11 protein-coding genes and 2 tRNA genes are annotated in these 15,794 nt (G+C 53.0%); 8 read left to right on the forward strand and 5 right to left on the reverse strand.

Going from position 1 to position 15,794, the window contains the following annotated elements:
• The first annotated feature begins 201 nt into the window (after positions 1-201).
• The gene (locus tag QET40_RS02845) at positions 202-1,080 is read left to right on the forward strand and encodes a DMT family transporter (protein ID WP_280125717.1); all 879 of its coding nucleotides are present in this window, start codon (positions 202-204) and stop codon (positions 1,078-1,080) included.
• A gap of 28 nt (positions 1,081-1,108) precedes the next feature.
• Here QET40_RS02845 and QET40_RS02850 read toward each other — a convergent pair whose 3' ends face one another.
• The 5 genes from QET40_RS02850 to nuoB form a co-directional block, all read right to left on the reverse strand.
• Positions 1,109-2,173: an AMP-binding protein gene (locus QET40_RS02850; RefSeq protein ID WP_280125666.1), complete on the reverse strand. Its 1,065-nt coding sequence runs from the start codon at positions 2,171-2,173 to the stop codon at positions 1,109-1,111.
• Positions 2,174-2,272: 99 nt separating this feature from the next.
• Positions 2,273-2,605, reverse strand: a complete 333-nt coding sequence (locus tag QET40_RS02855) for a hypothetical protein (protein ID WP_280125667.1) — start codon at positions 2,603-2,605, stop codon at positions 2,273-2,275.
• Between the two features lie 104 nt (positions 2,606-2,709).
• Positions 2,710-3,468 carry an RbsD/FucU domain-containing protein gene (locus QET40_RS02860; RefSeq protein ID WP_280125668.1) on the reverse strand — a complete coding sequence of 253 codons (759 nt, stop codon included), beginning with the start codon at positions 3,466-3,468 and terminating at the stop codon, positions 2,710-2,712.
• Positions 3,469-3,546: 78 nt separating this feature from the next.
• Positions 3,547-4,134 carry an NADH-quinone oxidoreductase subunit C gene (locus QET40_RS02865; protein WP_280125669.1) on the reverse strand — a complete coding sequence of 196 codons (588 nt, stop codon included), beginning with the start codon at positions 4,132-4,134 and terminating at the stop codon, positions 3,547-3,549.
• Between the two features lie 49 nt (positions 4,135-4,183).
• Positions 4,184-4,765 (reverse strand): NADH-quinone oxidoreductase subunit NuoB, encoded by a 582-nt coding sequence (nuoB, locus tag QET40_RS02870; protein ID WP_280125670.1) that lies wholly within the window; start codon positions 4,763-4,765, stop codon positions 4,184-4,186.
• Between the two features lie 294 nt (positions 4,766-5,059).
• Between nuoB and ppdK the strand changes: the two genes are divergently transcribed.
• The 7 genes from ppdK (at position 5,060) to rseP (ending at position 15,790) form a co-directional block, all read left to right on the forward strand.
• The gene (ppdK, locus tag QET40_RS02875) at positions 5,060-7,807 is read left to right on the forward strand and encodes a pyruvate, phosphate dikinase (protein WP_280125671.1); all 2,748 of its coding nucleotides are present in this window, start codon (positions 5,060-5,062) and stop codon (positions 7,805-7,807) included.
• 223 nt (positions 7,808-8,030) lie between these two features.
• The gene (locus tag QET40_RS02880) at positions 8,031-9,386 is read left to right on the forward strand and encodes an MATE family efflux transporter (RefSeq protein ID WP_280125672.1); all 1,356 of its coding nucleotides are present in this window, start codon (positions 8,031-8,033) and stop codon (positions 9,384-9,386) included.
• Positions 9,387-9,488: 102 nt separating this feature from the next.
• A tRNA-Asp gene (locus QET40_RS02885) sits at positions 9,489-9,566 on the forward strand.
• Between the two features lie 385 nt (positions 9,567-9,951).
• The gene (gene ychF, locus QET40_RS02890) at positions 9,952-11,073 is read left to right on the forward strand and encodes a redox-regulated ATPase YchF (protein WP_280125673.1); all 1,122 of its coding nucleotides are present in this window, start codon (positions 9,952-9,954) and stop codon (positions 11,071-11,073) included.
• 113 nt (positions 11,074-11,186) lie between these two features.
• Positions 11,187-11,261 (forward strand) — tRNA-Met (locus QET40_RS02895).
• Positions 11,262-11,461: 200 nt separating this feature from the next.
• Positions 11,462-14,095 (forward strand): glycoside hydrolase family 3 C-terminal domain-containing protein, encoded by a 2,634-nt coding sequence (locus QET40_RS02900; RefSeq protein ID WP_280125674.1) that lies wholly within the window; start codon positions 11,462-11,464, stop codon positions 14,093-14,095.
• 222 nt (positions 14,096-14,317) lie between these two features.
• The gene (gene rseP, locus QET40_RS02905) at positions 14,318-15,790 is read left to right on the forward strand and encodes an RIP metalloprotease RseP (RefSeq protein ID WP_280125675.1); all 1,473 of its coding nucleotides are present in this window, start codon (positions 14,318-14,320) and stop codon (positions 15,788-15,790) included.
• Positions 15,791-15,794: the final 4 nt, after the last annotated feature.

The raw sequence follows: 15,794 nt of genomic DNA on the forward strand, positions 1-15,794 counted from the left end.
GAAATATGCCCGGAAGACAGGAATCCAAGCGGGATTTCATGTCATTTTCACGGATGTGGCAAGATCGTGCAGGCACGGGACGGAAAATGTGCTACAGTCCGTCGGGTTCTCTGGAGAGGAACGTTCTTTTTTTCGTGGAATTAGAATTTGTTTTTATTTAAACTTATTTAATATTAGTATTTTATGGAAAACTCAAGGAGAATGTGGGCACATGCTGCCGCTTTGATGACCATTTTTATTTGGGGGACGACATTTGTGTCTACCAAGGTGTTGTTGAGAGATTTTTCTCCCTTGGAGATTTTGTTGACCCGCTTTGTCATCGGATATGTTTTCCTCCAGATGATTTATAGAAAAAAAATCGTATGGGAAAGGCCGTCGCGGGAGATCTTTTACGTTTTGGCCGGATTGTGTGGCGTGACTCTGTATTTCCTGCTGGAAAATATAGCGTTGACGTACACGCTGGCATCGAATGTGGGCGTAGTCGTATGTGTATCTCCGTTTCTAACGGCTATTCTGGCATCCGTGTTTCTGAAAGGGGAGAAGCAGGGGGGATTGTTTTATGTGGGGTTTGCCGTAGCGATTTCCGGCATTGCCATGATGAGTTTTAGTGGTAACAGACTGGTAGAGGTCAATCCATTGGGGGACTTTCTAGCTCTCCTGGCTGCTCTGGTTTGGTCTTTGTATTCTATTCTGATGAAGGTAATTTCCCGCTTTCAGAGCGATATGGTGGCGGCAACGCGCCGGATTTTTTTCTACGGGATCGTGTTGATGTTGCCGGTTTTGTGGTTGGTGGACGAACCGTGGTCATGGGTAGCGTTCGAGAAGCCGGTTAACTGGATCAATATCCTCTATCTGGGGCTCGGGGCGTCGGCCATTTGTTTTGTCTCCTGGAACTGGACCTTGCGGATACTGGGAGCAGTCAAGGTGAGTGTCTATATCTATTTGGTGCCGGTGATTACGGTGATGTCTTCGGCCTTGATTTTGGGTGAGCCTCTGACATGGATGTCCATTTCGGGAACTTTGCTGACGCTGGCCGGACTGGTCATGTCCGGTAGGAAACCGCGAGGACGGAAAGCCTGATTGCTTGCGGCATTTGGGAAAAGACGCTCTAATTGGAGATACGCTCCAGGGGGGCTTCTTTGGAGGAAAGGAGGATGCGCAATGAGTTGCGGTCAATTTTTCCCATGGGATTGCGCGGTACATCCATGACGGCTAGCCTGGAGAGACGTTGGAAGCCCGGGGCGAATGTATTCCATTGGTCGGCAGCTTTGCGCAGGGCGGCAGCATCGGGATGGCAGGCAACCAGCATGGCGCCGCGACGCGAACAGGGAAGGGATTCCACGACGACTCCCGGACACATGCCGGACATGGAGAGTTCCAGTGCATCGGGATCGACGAGTTCTCCCAGGATCTTGACCAGCCGGTCGGCGCGACGGACAAAGGTCAATGTGTTGCCGTGGATTTCTACGATGTCGTTGTTGGTCCACCATTCTCGTGGAGAAATGGTTCTCAGAGAAAAACCGCCCATGCGGTTTTCTGTGACGACGCCGAAGAAGCGCCCTTCTCCCCGCAGGGAGAGACGTCCGTCCTCGGATTCGCGGACTTCCCAATGAGGCAGAATGGTGAGACGGTCGGTATGAAAAGGATCTGATGGTGAAGCGGTAGCAATTTGGGAACCGGCTTCCGTCATTCCGTAGCTTTGGACAACGGGCCATCCCAGTTCACGTGCCCGGAGACCATTGGCCTGCGACAGGGAGCCACCTCCAACAAGGACGCATGCCAATCCCGGAGGGGCGGTGATACCGTCCTGGACAATATCTACAACCTGAGTGGGCACAAGGGAGGTCCATGCAGCTCCGCATTGTCCAAGGAAATCAGTGTAGTCCCGAGCATTCCATTTACCTGTATAGGCGTGGACGTGGGTGCCGGCTATGGCGGCCCGGATGTATGTCATGGCTCCGCCGACATGCCAGGCAGGAAGCGGACAACACCAGTCTCCGTGGTCGGCTCCCATGTGTTGAATGGCTCCAAGCGCATTACATTCAAGAGCATCCCTGGTGAACAGAATAGCTTTCGGAGAACCGCCGGACGAACCGGATGTCGCAAAGGCGATGCAGCCGGGGGGGATTTCACCAATGAGAAAATCGGCAACGCTGTCTGCCCAAGGACGCATATGGGGGGCTGAGGCAAAAAAAGGACGAGGGGAATCCGCGTCCGGAAGTGGCCATGGAAAAATGCGATCCTGGGCAAGCATAGCTTGAAGGGAAGGGTATCAGTGATCCAGACCTGTTTTTCGGAGGGAATGCCAGCGTTCTTCCATTCTGGGGCGCAAGGTTTGTTCGATCCAGGCGTAGGCGGCTTCCAAACCGTCGGATTTGAAGATACGACCAATCTGGGCTTCGACGCCGGTGGGGTTGCCTGTCCGGCGAAGGAATTCGTTACTGGTAAATTCGATGAAGAGTTTGCCGTTGATCTTATGTTCTTCGGAGAGGATCCATTCCCTGACGTAAAGTGCGAGGATGGCGTCGCCAACCCATGCTTCCACTCTCAGACGCTCTTCCGTAGCTTTGTCAATGTGATGGTAAAGGGTATTGTCGGCAGTCATACGCAGGAAGTAAGGAGGTTAGGTTGAAGATAAATAGGCTGAAGGAGAAGAATCATCCTGGCGATGGAAGTGGAACCGATTCCGAATGAAACGGACAATAGGACTTATGCCAGGGATCCGGACTGAGCCCCCGTGAAATTAGGCTGGGGAAGGCTTTCCGGAACACTAGTCGGCTGGGGTGCCGGTGGTGGGGTATTCTGAGGAGATTGCGGTTGGGATTCCGGGCTGGTGGGCAGTGTCGGAAGCGTGCTTGGATTCGGCGAAGCGGGAGTAGGGGAGAAGTTGGGGATGACGGATTTCTGTACCGGATTGCGGGGCTCTATCTTGTTGCGCAGAGCAGCTTCCGATTCCGAGTTCCAATAGCCGGAGTCCAGTTCGATATAGATGTTGGAGTAGGGAAGCGCAGTTGTTGTTTTGATGACCAGGACATTGAATTGCTTGGTAGCATCTTCGATCTGACCGTTGATGATTTTACTGGGCAATTCGAAGTACATGCGCCCGGGAAGCATTTTATACACCTGGTTGCGGTATTTTTTGATGCCGGGGGCATAATCTTCCTCAATGCTGCGGAGCTCGGAACAGATCATGATGCGAGGCTGGACATGGCCTTCCGCCTCAATGGTGTCAAGTACCTGGCTGAAAACGACGTCGGATGGCTGGGTTGCCAGCAGTGTGATTACTCCGGTACCCATGTAGGCCGGATAGGAGGATTCCGCGATGACGACCCAGTTGCGCGCTCCCATCAAAGCAAGGTTGTCCGTAAGCTGAGCCTGCCAGACTTCGTCACCATACATGGGCGACTGGCAACCGGACTGGCTCAGCCCAATAAGGAGGCATACGACAACTGTCTTGATGGGTGACATGAATCTACGTAGGGAGAACTGGCTTTCGCATCTTCGCGTGTATATTCCGGAATTCCCTTATTGCGACATGGGAGACCGTTAGATATCCATATGCCTGGAACGGGCTTCCCGGTCTTGGGCTGTTCCCGTTCCCGGAGTCGTGGCGAACGGCCCTCCGGCAAGCGGTGCTTCTTCGGCGAAGGCAACGCCGGGGGTTTCGACGGGAATTCCCTGAACGGGGAAATCCTTGCGAAGAGGGTGATAGGGATATCCGTCCCACATGAGGATGCGGCGAAGGTCGGGATGGCCTTCGAAAGGAATACCCATGAGATCCCAGATTTCGCGTTCCTGCCAGTTGGCACCGCCATACAGATCCGTGACGGTGGGGATGGATTCTCCTTCGTTGACGCGGACCTTAAAGGTAACATTGACTCCTTTTTCAGCCTGGGAAACGGTGTAGAGGACTTCAAAGCGCGGATCGGAGCCGAAGTTGTCAACCGAGCAGAGATTGACCAGGATATCGAATCCCAGGGCTTCACGGATCCAGCGGAGGGCTTCGTGGATGTCGGCGGCGCCAATGACCAGCGTCTCATCGCCCCGGAAGGAAACACGGTCAAGGATAACCTTGCCGAAATGGGCGACGATCTGGTCGGCTGCTTGCGTCTGGGCGGCTTGGATCTGTTGCATGGACATGAGTGAGAAAACGGATGTAAATTGTATAAGGAAAGGGAGGAAATTACTGAATCGGGAAGGAGGGCGCAGCCGGCTTGGGGGCGTTGGCGGGCTTGGGTTCCGATTTGACGAATAGTTCCTTGGCGGGTTTTTCCGTGGTGATCTTCTTCTGGAGTGTGATCAGGGCTTCAAGCAGTGCTTCCGGGCGGGGCGGGCAACCCGAGATGTACACATCGACAGGCAATAGCTTGTCAATCCCCTGAAGTACGGAGTAGGAACGGAACATTCCTCCGGTGGAAGCACAGGCCCCCATGGCGATGCACCATTTGGGCTCCGGCATCTGATCCCAGATGCGGCGGACGGCAAGAGCCATTTTGTAGGTGACCGTTCCGGCCACAATCATGACGTCGGCTTGCCGAGGGGAGAAACGGAGTACTTCCGATCCGAATCGGGAAATGTCGAATCGGGATGCCGCTGTTGCCATCAATTCAATGGCACAGCAGGAAAGCCCCATGGGCATAGGCCATAAAGAGTTTTTATGCAACCAGTTAAGTGCTGCGTCAATGGTGGTGAAGACGAAATTGCCATCGGCATTTGAATCCAGACATCCGGTTTCCTGCGAGGTGGTGGTATCTTGTGAGCCCATAGGATAGATAAAACTGCTTGCAGTGAGATTAGCGACCTGTCCGCATCTCTCAAGCCTTAAATATCATTTGATGCCAGATAAGTCTTTTTTGTGTCACGGAGAGGAAGATTACAGGATTCTTCATCTCTCTACGCGCGCGATTATGAAAAATTTCCTGTGTTTGGGTCATTTACAGATTGACATTTCATGATCTCGTTAGCAATCTCTCCGAACCCCGTTCGCGTAGGAATTCTTTCATTGCGAAGAATGACGGCGCGTTCGCGGAGTGTAACCCAATTCGACAATATTAGCGACATGTCAACCAATTCCTGCGCGTCAAGCGCTTCCCCTGACAAGATTGTATATACCTTTGGCGGAGGGACTGCCGAAGGTAACTCCAGCATGAAAAACCTGCTCGGTGGCAAAGGTGCCAACCTTGCTGAAATGGCCGGTATCGGTTTGCCCGTGCCTCCCGGATTTACCATTACGACGGAAGTTTGTACGTATTACTACGACAACGGGTGCACTTATCCCGCAACCATGGAAGCCGACATCAAGGCTGGTATTGCCAACATGGAGGCTATCATGGGCACCAAGTTCGGCGATACGGAAAACATGCCCCTTCTCGTGGCTGTCCGTTCCGGAGCTCGCGAATCCATGCCCGGCATGATGGATACGATTCTGAATCTCGGCCTGAATGACAAGAGTGTTGCAGCCCTTGCCAAGGCTACCGGCAATCCCCGTTTCGCTTGGGACTGCTACCGCCGTTTTGTTCAGATGTACGGCGACGTCGTTCTCGGAGTGCAGAAAGCCCCCGGAGAAGATCATGACCCCTTTGAAGCCGCCATTGCCCAAATCAAGGTAGAACGCCATGGCAAAGCCGAAATCGAAGATACGAAACTGACTGCCGACGACCTGAAGGAACTCGTTGCCCGTTTCAAGAAACTCGTCAAGGACAGCGTGGGCAAGGAATTCCCGGAATGCCCGTGGGAACAGCTGCAGGGCGCCATCGGTGCCGTATTCAGCTCCTGGAACAATGACCGGGCTATCGTTTACCGCCGCAAGTACAATATTCCTTCCGAATGGGGTACCGCCGTCAATGTACAGGCCATGGTGTTCGGCAACACGGGTGAAGAATCCGGTTCCGGCGTCGCCTTCACGCGTAACCCGGCTACAGGCGAGAAGGAATTCTACGGTGAATTCCTCATGAACGCGCAGGGCGAAGACGTGGTGGCCGGTGTCCGTACTCCCGCTCCCGTTGCCGAATTGGCCAAGGTGATGCCCGAAGCCCATACGGAACTGATGCGTATCCGTGCCGTCCTCGAAGAACATTTCAAGGATATGCAGGACTTCGAATTCACCATTCAGAACCGTGAAGTTTTCATGTTGCAAACCCGTAACGGCAAACGTACTGGTGTTGCAGCTTTCCGCATCGCCTGCGAATTGGTGGAAGAAGGCCTCATCGACTGGAAGACGGCAGTCCGTCGCGTCCCCGCCGACCAGGTTGACCAGCTTCTGACCCCCGTGTTTAACCGGGAAGCCCTTAAGGAAGCAAAAGTGATTGCCTCCGGTTTGCCCGCAGGCCCCGGTGCTGCTGCCGGTAGGTTTTACCTGAACGCCGAACGTGCCGTTGACGCGGCCGAACGTGGTGAAAAGGTTCTTCTTGTCCGCATGGAAACTTCTCCGGAAGACCTTCGCGGCATGATCGCCGCAGAAGGCATCCTGACTGCCCGAGGCGGTGTTTCCTCCCACGCTGCCCTTGTCGCCCGCCAGATGGGCAAAGTGTGCGTTTGCGGTGCCGATGCCCTGCAAATCGACTACGTCGCCCGTACGATGACGGTTGATGGAGTCACCTACGACGAAGGCGACTACCTCTCCATCGACGGTAACACAGGTTGCGTTTTCGCCGGCAAGGTGGAAACATCTCCCTCTGAGATCATTCAGGTGCTCATTCGCAAGACGATGAAACCGGAAGACAGCCGTGTGTACCAGAATTTCGCCAAACTGATGGAATGGTGCGACGCATGCACCAAGATGAAGGTTCGCACGAATGCCGACTCTCCGAAGCAGGCCCAGACAGCTATTGCTTTCGGTGCCGTTGGCATTGGTCTCTGCCGCACGGAGCACATGTTCTTCGAAGGCGACCGCATCGACTTCATGCGTGAAATGATCCTTTCCGCCGGAGTGAGCGCCCGTGAAGCCGCCGTGAACAAGCTGCTTCCCTTCCAGAAAGCAGACTTCAAGGGAATCTTCAAGGCACTCAAGGGATTACCCGCTACCATCCGCCTTCTCGACCCGCCTCTGCACGAATTCCTTCCCCAGACGAAGGAGCAGCAGCTCGACTTGTCTGAAAAGATCGGTATGCCCGTGGAAGTAATCATGCGCCGTGTGTCGGAATTGCACGAATTCAATCCGATGCTCGGCCACCGCGGTTGCCGTCTCGGCATCTCCTTCCCGGAAGTGACGAGAATGCAGGCCCGCGCCATCCTTGAAGCCGCTGTAGAAGTGACTGAAGAAGAAGGCTACGATGTTATTCCCGAAATCATGGTGCCTCTCGTCGGCTTCAAGAAGGAACTCGACATCCAGAAGGCCATTATCGACGAAGTCGCCAAGAAGGTGTTCGAAGAGAAGGGCAAGGGCGTGACCTACCATGTCGGTACAATGATCGAAATCCCCCGTGCCGCCGTAACGGCTGATGAAATCGCCAAGACTGCCGAATTCTTCTCCTTCGGGACGAACGACCTGACGCAGACCGGTCTGGGGATGAGCCGTGACGACTCCGGTTCTTTCCTCGGCAGGTATGGAGATCTGGAAATCATCAAGAAAAACGTTTTCGCCTCCATCGATCAGGAAGGCGTTGGCAAGTTGATGGAAATCGCCTGCGAACTCGGACGCAAGACCAACCCCGATATCAAGTTGGGCATTTGCGGTGAACACGGTGGAGACCCCGCTTCTGTCAAGTTCTGCAACAAGTTGAAACTGAACTACGTGAGCTGCTCTCCGTATCGCGTGCCGACGGCTCGCCTTGCCGCTGCCCAGGCTGCCCTTGAGCAGGACGCCTGATCAACACCCCTCTGAGGCAGCGGGAGGGAGTTCTTCCCTCCTACTGCCCGATGGTTTTTTCCGAATCCCTGCGGGCTGGTAAAAGCCTGCAGGGATTTTTTTAACGAATTTTTTGTGTAAAATTTCTTGGCTTTTCCCCGAAAAAACGAATGATCCCCCTCCTCCCAGTAAGATGAACGAGAAACAGACAGGAAACATGGACCTCCTTGGAAAGCGCTCGGAAATGAAAACCATCATTTATTTGAGTATCCCCGTGTTGATTGCCAATTTGACCAACATGGGAATGGGGTGTGTGGATACGATTGTTGCCGGCAGCGCATCGTCCGTCGATATGGCCTCCGTATCGCTCGGAGCCTCCGTATTTATTCCCGTCCAATTGTTTGCCTGTGGCATCCTGATGGTGCTGGGACCGATCGTCGCCAATTACCGTGGCAGGGATGTGGCAAGGCGCAGCGGCTACGTTATGCACAACGGTCTCTGGCTTGCCTTGTTGCTGGGAGCTTGCGTAATAGGCATCGAATCCTTTGCCGGCTCGGTCTTCGATTGGATTTCGCCGGACCCGGCTATGCGCCGTATCGCAACGGGGTACTTGCACGCCATCCTGTGGGGGGCCCCGGCCAACTTGATCTTCGTTGCACTGCGCAGTTTGAACGAGGGTTCCAACATGACGCGTCCGGCCATGTTTGTAGGCATTAGCTCACTGCTGTTGAACATCCCTCTTAATTACATATTCGTTTTCGGATGGTTCGGGTTGCCGGCCATGGGGGGCTCCGGATGCGGCGCGGCAACGGCAGTCATTTACTGGTTTCAGGCACTTGCCATGTTCGGGATTGTTTATCTTCACCCGGAACACAGACTTTATCGCCGGCATATCATCGCTTTGAGGAGACCTGCGCGCGACATGTTGGGGCGCGTACTGAAAATCGGATTTCCGGTCGGGATATCCATGTTTTGCGAGGTACTCCTCTTTTGTGGTGCCTCCTTGGTACTGGCTCCTCTTGGGTACATTCAGGTAGGAAGTCATCAGGTTGCCTGTAACGTAGCCTCAATGCTATTCATGATTCCATTGTCCATTGGCCTTGCGGCTTCGATACGCGTTGCCTATCATAATGGGGCACGGGATAGGGCTGGAGCCTTGTCCGCCATTCGTTCATCCTATGCCCTGGTACTGGGAATTCTGGTCTTAAGCGCCCTGTTCATCATCTTTTTCAACAGGCAAGTTGTTATGCTGTTCAATGATGATCCTGCCATTGTAGGTACAGCATCAATGCTGCTCCTGTTGGGGGTTATCTACCAGCTGCCGGATTGTCTCCAGGTCGTGAGTGCAGGCATATTGCGTGGTTTCCGGGATACGGGAGCCATCAGCATTATTACCTTTATCTCCTACTGGATCATCGGGTTTCCGGTTGGATTCATCTTGTCGCGCACGACATGGGTGACATCCGAAATCATGGGAGCAAACGGAATTTGGATAGGATTCATATTCGGTCTTAGTGCGGCATCTATCATGTTGATATTCAGGGTTATTAAAACATGCCGGAGAGAATTTTCCCTGATGAGTGCAGAAACTCATCAATAAAATTATTCCGTTTTAATTAAAAAAATCTTGTCAAAATGAACCTATGTATGTAGCCTATCGTCCGTCCTCGCCGGAGATGGTGAGCGACAAAGAAGGTGTTACGGAGTGGTAGCTCAGTTCGGTTAGAGCGCCAGCCTGTCACGCTGGAGGTCGCGGGTTCGAGCCCCGTCCGCTTCGCCACCACCTTTTTGTCAAAATCGCCGTCCTCTCCTTATGGAGAAGGGCGGTTTTTGTTTTCGCTTCCGGGCTATATTGCTTGTGGCATTTCCTCCGGGCTTTCTGGTGATCTTATACTCTTTATTTTGGACTGTAGTGTTGACAAACCCTACCCGTGTGTGGGAAGAATATACAACTCTTCATGCTCCATTGCGAGCAATGGGGAGTTTCTGGACGATGCGAGGTTCTTTCCCTCTCGTACCGTTGTATTGCGTCTTCTGCTCCTGTCGGAAGGGATTCCGGCAGGAGTAGTTGAAGCTGATGGGGACAGGAAGAAGGAAAGACTTTTCTTGTCCTGAAAGATTTGGAAATTGACTTTTTAGCAGTGGGAGGCTATCCAATTCCGGCTATGTTGCAAGCAGGTATCGTAGGTCTCCCCAATGTCGGCAAATCCACTTTGTTCAACGCCGTTACAAGAACGCGCAAGGCCCAGGCGGCCAATTACCCCTTTTGTACGATTGATCCCAATGTCGGTATGGTAACAGTGCCGGATTCCAGGCTGGATGTGCTCTCGGAAATGTCCAAATCGGAAAAAATCGTTCCGACAGTTATCGAATTTGTTGATATTGCCGGCTTGGTCAAAGGCGCTTCCGAAGGGGCCGGCCTTGGGAACCAGTTTTTGGCCAACATCCGCGAAGTGGATGCTATTGTCCAGGTCGTGCGTTGTTTTGACAATGACGACATCATTCATGAACTGGGCTCCGTCGATCCTTTGAGAGACATTGAAATCATCAATTCCGAACTGATCCTCGCCGATATCACAGCTATGGAAAAGCGTCGTACTTCCCGTGAACGCAAGGCACGGGGAGGTGACAAAGAATCAAAAGAGGAAATCGCGTTGATTGATAAACTGCTTCCCCATCTCTACGAAGGCACTCCTGCCATCATGTTGGAGGAATCTTTGTCGGACGACGAAGTGAAGCTCCTGAAGACCTTCTGTCTTTTGTCCGGCAAAAAGAGTATCTTTGCTTGCAACGTCAATGAAGACGAACTGGCTCAGGCCATCAATGATCCGGAAGGGCATCCATACGTTTCCCGCGTCCGTCAATACGCTGCGGAGCACCACAATGCCGAAGCTATTGTCATCTCCGCCCGAATCGAGGAGGAATTGATCGACATTGATCCGGAAGAAGCGAAAGAATACCTTCTGGACCTCGGCGTCAGGGATTCCGGCGTATCCGATTTGATACGTGCCGTGTACCATCTTCTGGGACTGAGAACTTATCTCACCACAGGCGTCAAGGAAACGCGTGCCTGGACCATTCCGGCCGGTGCCAAGGCTCCCCAGGCGGCCGGTGTCATCCATACGGATTTCGAACGAGGATTCATCGCTGCGGAAATCGTTGCCTTTGACGATCTCGTTGCCTGCGGCTCCAAAGTCCACGCCAAAGAACAGGGCAAACTCCGTATCGAAGGCAAGGAATACGTTGTTCAGGACGGGGATGTCATCGAATTCCGCTTTAACGTGTGATCCGCCGGTAAGGATTATTTCTTCCTCTTTTTTCCAGGAATCATAAAAAGTTCTGGACAATCGTTCTTATCTCATATATACACCTTTCCGCCTTCAAGGCAAAGCCCACAAAAGGCAGGATAGCTCAGTGGTAGAGCAGAGGACTCATAAGCCTTTGGTCGCGAGTTCAAATCTCGCTCCTGCTACCATTTCAGAACAAAAAAATCCCTTGGAATGAATTCCAGGGGATTTTTTGTTTAGAAGGCATCCGCCGCCTTTGACGAAGAGCCAATTTACTTCGGAGACCTACTTTTGAAAAAACTGTGCGTTTGCTCTGTCGATTGCTTGGTTGCCATAGTCCATGCAGACTTTTTGTAATTTTCTTACCGGAGGCGGCGTATATATACCCGTGATACGCGATACAGTGAAATCAGGAAGAACGGATGCCGGAATGAACCGTGACGGCAAGAGTGGGGTGAAAAAGTCGTTGCGCCATGCATTGATGGCGACTGCTGTGGTTGTGGCGGCTTCTTGTATGTATTCCCAGGCCGGGGATGCCGTAGGATCTCCCGTTTTGGGGACTCCCGATATGCCTTTGGAACAGAGGATCGACAAAATTCTTGCCCAGTTGACGACTGAAGAGAAGGTGGCTCTCTGTTATGGTCGGAGCTGGATGGAGGCCGGGGAGGTAAAGCGCCTTGGTATCGGCCAGTTGAAAATGGCGGATGGTCCACAAGGGGTGACGCGATTTACGGAGCCTTGTGCATTGCCTGTGGGTATTAGCCTTTCCTGCACGTGGAATCCTGAGGCGGCGCATGAATACGGCAAGGTGATTGCCGAGGAAATGCTAGCTTTGAAACGTCACATGATTCTCGGGCCCGGAGTCAACCTGATGAGGACTCCGCGCTGTGGGCGCAATTTCGAATATTATGGCGAAGAACCCTATTTGAGCGGGACGATGGCTGCCGCCTATATTCAGGGAGTGCAAAGCCTTGATGTGGCCGCTTGTGTGAAGCATTTTGTAGCGAACAATCAGGAAAATCACCGCTGTTTGTCCAGTTCCAATGTTGATGAACGGACTCTGCGCGAACTTTACATGGTGCCATTTGAAATAGCTGTCAAGGAGGGCAAACCATGGTCGCTTATGTCGTCCTACAATCGTTTGAACGGGATTCATGCTGCTGAACATAAGTGGCTTCAGGATGATGTCCTCAAAAAGGAATGGGGGTTTGACGGTTTGGTCGTTTCCGACTGGAACGCTGTGGTCAGTGCGAAAGGTTCCGCACTGGGCGGACTTGATCTGGAAATGGGGTCAGGGCATTTCAGCAAGGATTCTGCGTTGTTGAATCTTGTCAAATCGGGCGAAGTTCCGATGGATGTGTTGGATGACAAAGTGCGCCGTATGCTGCGTCTGATGGCCCGGACACATGTGCTGGATCCGGAGCTTCAGAAGACCGGGGAAGTTCAAACTCCCGCTCACCAGAAAAAGGTAAGGGAACTTGCCTCCGAGGGCATGGTACTGTTGAAAAATGACAGGGGAGTGCTGCCTCTGGATGCATCGAAGTTGAAGAAAGTGCTGGTGGTCGGCCCCAATGCCGATAAGGAACATCGTGGTGGCGGCGGTTCCGGCGGCGTCAATTCTCCGTATGAAATTACGCCTTTACAGGGTATACGCCAGGTGTTGGGAGACAGGGTGGAATATGTTGCCGGCCTGACTTTTGACAATAATTCCGTGTTCCCCTCCCGCTACCTCCGCTCGGTTGACGGCCAAGAGGGGTTAACAGGAGAATATTACGATAATCCGAATTTGGAGGGGGCTCCCGTTGTCAGGGGGATTTCCAAGGCGATTGATTGTAAATGGGGCAAGGCCATGTTCGGCATTCCTTCCGATCCGAAGATGCCGACCAACCGGCTTTCCGTCCGCTGGACGGGTAAACTGGTTGCTCCCGTGACGGGGCCGATGAAGCTCGGCGTCAATGCCGATGACGGCGTGCGTGTCTGGTTGGACGGCAAGTTGATTATCGACCAGTGGAAACCCGGCATTCACAATCTGTTGGCTGATGTCAGCCTCCAGAAGGGCAGGGAATATGACCTCAAAGTCGAATATAACGATGTCGGAGGGGATGCTTACGCTCAACTGGTCTGGCAGGATCCCCGCCAGAACCCGGATGCCGCTGTTGCCGCCGCCAAGGATGCCGATGCGGTTATTTTCGTCGGCGGCACCCACCATGGCTATGACCGTGAAGGCGGCTGGGGTGAATCCAGTACGGATATTCCCAATTTGGAACTGATTGGCGCCCAGTCCGAATTGATTGAAAAGCTGGCCAAGGAGAATAAAAATATCATCGTTGTTCTCGTCAATGGTTCCGTTGTGAAACTGGATCCCTGGATCGACCATGTTCCGTCTGTCCTGGAGGCTTGGTATGGAGGGCAGGAAGCTGGGAATGCCATTGCGGACATCTTGTTTGGCAAGGTCAACCCGAGCGGTAAATTGACCTGTACCTTTGGGAAAGAGGAGAAGGATTATGCCTGCCATGCCCAGGGAACCTATCCCGGAACTCTCGGTCCCTTGTCCGTCGACCCCCATACCGATTACAAGGAAGGTATCTTCATCGGTTACCGCTGGTTTGATCAGCAGGGGATTGAACCGCGTTTCCCGTTTGGCTATGGCCTCTCTTACACAACGTTCACGATTGCTCCCCCTTCCGTGTCTGCCCGTGAGATCACCGCTGGCGATACTCTCAAGGTGACGACGCAAGTGAGCAATACCGGTTCCCGCGAAGGTGCCGAAATTGTCCAGCTTTACGTTTCCGATCCCAAGGCGTCTGTGCCGCGTCCCCCCAAGGAACTGAAAGGGTTCCGCAAGGTATTCCTGAAACCGGGAGAAACAAAGACCGTGGAATTCGAGTTAGCCCCCCGAGCGTTTTCTTTCTGGGATACGGAAAAGCATGATTGGAAGGCGGAACCGGGAGAATTTGAAATTCGCCTCGGTAATTCCAGTCGCAACCTTACTCCTCCGGTATCCGTGACGATGAGTCGCTAGATGGCTGTACCAACAAGTTATCTTAATAATCCCGGGTGGCAAGAGGGCTGCCCGGGATTGTTGTTGAGGAGCGGGCGAGTCTGGAACAAGTGACTTTTCCAGATTCAGAGAAGCGAGAATGAAGGCGCATTCTGTAGGGAAAGACATGTCATTGACGGAATGGCGTGGATGGGGCTTGCCCAGCTGGAAAAATGTCAGTAAGTACGGGTTTTACATTTTTTTATGTTGAATACAATTTTATCAGGTCTGGGTACTGCCGGGGTTATCGTTATTGTGATCCTGTTGTTCAATTTCATGATTTTTGTTCATGAACTGGGACACTTTTTTGCTGCGCGGTGGAGGGGAATGTATGTGGACCGGTTCCAGATTTGGTTTGGCAAGCCATTGTGGAAGAAGACGATCAATGGCGTGCAATGGGGACTGGGGTGGATCCCTGCCGGCGGATTTGTGTCGCTGCCCCAGATGGCGCCGATGGAGGCGATCGAAGGAGAGGTGGAACTTCCCAAGGATTTGAAGCCGGTAACGGCTCTGGACAAGATTATTGTAGCGGCTGCCGGACCGGTTTCCTCGTTTTTGCTGGCGGTGGCGTTTGCTCTGGTGGTATGGGGATTGGGTAAACCGGGCGTAGAGTTTCCTGTGACGACTGTTGGGTATATTCCTGCCGATTCTCCGGCTGCTGCATCGGGATTGAAGCCGGGTGACAAGATTCTGGAGATTGACGGTAATCCTGTAACGCAGTGGACTGGTAATATGGAGGGGGTACGGGAACGTATTATGCTGGGTGAAGGGACGAAGATCCGTTTCCTTGTCCAGCGTCCCGGTGTGGACAAACCGCTTGAATTCGAGAGTGGGTTCAAAATTCCTGAAACCAGATGGTGGCAGAGAAGCGCAATGCGTCAGATAGGGATCCTGCCTGCCGGTTCCTGTGTGGTCGGTGAAGTCGTGGCGGGAAGTCCGGCGGAGAAGGCCGGTTTGAAGTCGGGAGATGTTCTGATGGCATTGAACGGTGAGAAGTTGTGGAGCCCGGCGGCAGTTGCGTTATCGGCAAAGGCAGGCGTTCCGATGAAGTTGACCGTGCGCCATGCTGACGGCAAGGAGTCTATCGCGGATGTGACCCCTGAAATTCCCGCGAATTGGAAGGGACATTCCGAGGCGCGGGCCATTACGGGAATTCAGTGGAAGTTGGGAGATGAGATCAGGGAGACGACTTTATATCCGACTCCCTGGGAACAGGTCGGACAGAGTTTGAAATGGATGGGGGATACGATGAAGAAGGTTTTTGCCCCCAATAGCGATATAAGTATGGAGCACCTGAGCGGTCCTATCGGTATTGCCGGGTATTTTTACAATATGCTTCAGACGGATGGAGGCTGGAAACTGGCGTTGTGGTTTGCCGTAGTTTTGAATATCAATCTGGCTGTCTTGAATATTCTGCCTCTGCCCGTGGTGGATGGCGGACACGTTGTTCTGGGGACGGCGGAGATTTTACTGAAGCGTCCGGTGAGCGGACGGATCCTGGATTTTGTGCAGACGGGGTTTGTGTTCCTGTTGATGGGCTTTTTCCTGTTCGTATCGTTCAAGGATGTGGGGGATTTCTTCAAGCCGTCTGATGCTGAAAAGGAATTGCCGGCTCCTGTGTTTGCTGCGGTGGCCGGATCTATCTCTTCGGGAACGGCTTCTGTTTCCCAAGATTGATTGT

It is taken from the genome of Akkermansia sp. N21169 (assembly GCF_029854675.1).
Classification (GTDB): Bacteria; Verrucomicrobiota; Verrucomicrobiia; order Verrucomicrobiales; family Akkermansiaceae; genus Akkermansia.